Here is a 3,219-nt window from a genome sequence, read left to right on the forward strand (position 1 = left end):
CGTCGCGCACGGGCTCCGGCACCGGTGCGGCCGCCCGTTCGGCGGAGTCGGGTCCGCTGGGCGACCATCGCGTCGGCCAGGCCGCGCGCGTTGTGACCAACCCTCCGCACTCCGACCGCGGAGGTCAAGGGCCTCGCGCGGCCGACTGCGCGTCCTTTGGAACAACGCCAAGTCGTCGAGTGCGGCACCGCCCGCTACGACGGACTCGTCATCTCACAAGCCGTGGTGCCGGGGGATTCAGCCTCGCGCTTGCATGCAGTCGACCCAGGACGCCGTCGTGACGACGATGTCGGCCGGCTCGGTTTCGGTCACCGTGCCGTCCGAGACCCAGATCTTCGCGTGGTACGTCGCCAACGGCACCGTGGCGGACCCCTGCACGCCGATGAACCCGTTGACCATGACCGAGCCGTCGTCGGGGTCGGGGTGGTTGGAGCCCGGCGGGAGGTGGCTCGCCGTGGCGGTCCAACCGGGGGGCAGGTCGCGCATCCCGAAGTCGAGGTCGGTGGACCAGTCCCCGGTCACGGCGAAGATGAGGTAGGACTGGTGGGTTCTCCCCTCGGGGCCGTACTGGACGCACATCCGCTGTGCGGGCTGGAAGTGCTGCAGTTGCCACGTCCGGGTTTGCGGGGCCGCCTGTGCCGACGCGGCGACGGATGAGCCGACCAGGGACAGCAGGAGCGCCGAGACCGGGATGAGCACCGATCTGGCGATCCGGGACGTCATTCCCACCGAATCCTCCTCAACTGGCGCGGAAACGCTTCGGCCGACGCTACCGACCGGATCTCAGAGTTCACTGAGACCTCTCGGCCGGTTCCGGCTTCCGCTACCCGTGGCAAGGGGTTCGAGTTCTCGCTGCACCCGTTCGATGAGGCCTTTTCCCGCTGACTTGGATTCGTGGGCGGATAAGGCTTCTTCCTGATCACGTGTCGCCATACCCGCCCGCGTGAACGCCTCGTCGTTGACCGGAGCCGCCCGGTGCGGGGTGACCGGGCGGCGTTTCCCTGCTCTCCGCTGGATCCGGAGCGATTCGGCCGGTGGCGGGGTTGGTCAGGGTGTGTGTGCCGACGCCGTTCGCGGTGAACTTCCTGCGCTGCGAAGCCTAGGAGGTGTCCAACGCGGGAACTCGGCCACCGTCTGGACGATGACGCTGCAGGGCCCGCCGCGCTGCAGGGCGACCACCACCGCCGTTGCCGAGCGCGTGGTAAGCGTTGTCACCGACGACCGTGGGGCCGTATTGATGGCGTGCGCATCCAGTGCGATCAGCGCGCCGTCCACGTTGCCCTGCACCTGGTCGCCGGTCTGCCAGTTCACGGCGGCGGTGAACGGGTACGACGCGCCGCTCGGCCACACGTAGCGCTGGTCGCCCAGCAGGTAGGCCGCGACCGAGTCCGCGAAGCCCTCGGTCCAGGCGCAGGTGGCCGACGACGAGCTCTCCGGCGTCGGCCAGGTGGACGACGTCGGACAGGTCGTAGTACGGGCCGTCGGTGGACCCGGTCTGCCGGCGCACCGTGAGAGTGGTGCAGGTCGCGGCGACCGTCTCGGCGGTCGTCCAGCACGGGGTGGTCGAGTTGACCCGGCGCGACCAGAGCAGGTTGATCGTGTCGAAGGTGCACCAGGCGCGGGCCGCGGTGGTCGGTTCGACCACGCCGAGGGCGATGCTCGTCGACACGTTCGACTGGGTCGGCGTGTCGTCGGTATAAACCGCGCCGGCGGGGTTGGCGACCAGCCGCACCTGGTTGTTGCGGGTGGAGAAGCGCACGAACAAGTGGTCCATCGCCGTGGTGGCGGCCGGCGTGTGGCAGAGGTTGAACGAACCGTCGGCCGCACCGGTCGGTGTTCAACTCGTGGTCGACGTCAGTGGACTTCTCCCGGGTCGATGCGGATTCGCGTACCGCGCCGGACTTTTCTCCCGAAAATGGCGGTCGCCCGGAGTCCGGGGGGCCGGTTTTGCGATGATGCGCAAAAGGCGGTGACCGTGGGTTGGATCCTCGGTGGCTTGCTGCTCCGAAAGAGAGCGGTACGACCGGGCGGACCCGCGGCCGGCGAGTCGTCGGCACCCGACCCGGTCACCTCCCCCGTTACCTTTTTCGTAGCTCCTGATCAAGGAGTCGTGGTCGCCGGGTCCGGCATGACTGACGCCCCCAGTCGAAGGCATGATCCGGGGGGTGGTGTCACCGGACCCGGTGGCATCGCCGGACCGCTGATAGGGACACGGCCACCTTCGGGTAGGTCTCGTCGTAACGTGGGTGCCGGCCTGCGATGCCCACCCCTGCGGCCACCCGCGACGGACGAACGGCATGACCGATGACCAGCACTTTCGGGGTGTTCCTCGGCCTGGACGTAGGCAAGGGCGAACACCATGCCGTGGGCCTGGACCCCGCCGGGAAGCGGCTGCACGACGCGCCTCTGCCCAACAGCGAACCCAGGCTGCGCGCGTTGTTCGACAAGCTCGCCGCGCACGGGCCGCTGCTGGTGGTGGTCGACCAGCCAGCGACGATCGGGGCGTTGCCGGTCGCGGTGGCACGGGCGGCCGGGCACCGGGTGGCCTACCTGCCCGGCCTGGCCATGCGGCGCATCGCCGACCTCTACCCCGGCCGCGCGAAAACCGACGCCCGGGACGCCTTCGTCATCGCCGACGCGGCCCGCAGCCTGCCGCACACGCTGCGGCCGGTCGACGTCGGCGACGAAGCCCTGGCCGAACTCGACGTGCTGGTCGGCTTCGACGACGACCTGGCCGGTGAGGCCACCCGACTCTCCAACCGCATCCGCGGCCTGCTCACCGGCATCCACCCCGCCCTGGAACGCGCGATCGGCCCCAGGATCAGCCACCCGGCGGTGCTGGAGATCCTGTCCCGCTGCGGCGGCCCGACCGGCATCGCCAAGGCCGGCCGCCGCAAACTGGTCGCGATCGCCACCGCCCACGCACCCCGCATGGGCGACAAGCTGGTCGCCGCGATCATGACTGCGCTGGAGGAGCAGACGGTCACCGTCCCGGGCACCACGGCCGCGGACACGGTGCTGCCCCGCCTGGCCGACAGCCTGAAAACCGTTCGCCTGCAACGCAAACAGGTCGCCACCGAGGTCGAGGGACTACTCGATGCCCACCCTCTCGCCGGGGTCCTGACCTCGAGGCCCGGCATCGGAGTCAGGACCGCAGCCCGCATCCTGCTCGAAATCGGCGACGCCACGGGCTTCAAGACCTCCGGGCACCTGGCCGCC

Annotated in this window: 3 protein-coding genes; 1 reads left to right on the top strand and 2 read right to left on the bottom strand. The window is 70.0% G+C overall.

The window, feature by feature from the left end; genetic code table 11:
- Nucleotides 1–237 precede the first annotated feature (237 nt).
- Both AB0G02_RS32685 and AB0G02_RS32690 read right to left on the bottom strand, forming a co-directional pair.
- Nucleotides 238–723 (bottom strand): DUF5980 family protein, encoded by a 486-nt coding sequence (locus tag AB0G02_RS32685; protein WP_360801940.1) that lies wholly within the window; start codon nt 721–723, stop codon nt 238–240.
- Between the two features lie 376 nt (nt 724–1,099).
- Nucleotides 1,100–1,774, bottom strand: a complete 675-nt coding sequence (locus AB0G02_RS32690; protein ID WP_360801934.1) for a hypothetical protein — start codon at nt 1,772–1,774, stop codon at nt 1,100–1,102.
- A 530-nt stretch (nt 1,775–2,304) separates the two neighbouring features.
- Between AB0G02_RS32690 and AB0G02_RS32695 the strand changes: the two genes are divergently transcribed.
- On the top strand, nt 2,305–3,219 hold a 915-nt coding region (locus AB0G02_RS32695; protein ID WP_360801937.1), incomplete at its 3' end, for an IS110 family transposase.

It is taken from the genome of Actinosynnema sp. NPDC023658 (assembly GCF_040639995.1).
GTDB lineage: Bacteria > Actinomycetota > Actinomycetes > Mycobacteriales > Pseudonocardiaceae > Actinosynnema.

Bases quoted from the DNA above. Each gene is read 5' to 3' on its own strand.
- AB0G02_RS32685 (WP_360801940.1), bottom strand. From the start codon at position 723: ATGACGTCCCGGATCGCCAGATCGGTGCTCATCCCGGTCTCGGCGCTC.
- AB0G02_RS32690 (WP_360801934.1), bottom strand. From the start codon at position 1,774: ATGGACCACTTGTTCGTGCGCTTCTCCACCCGCAACAACCAGGTGCGG.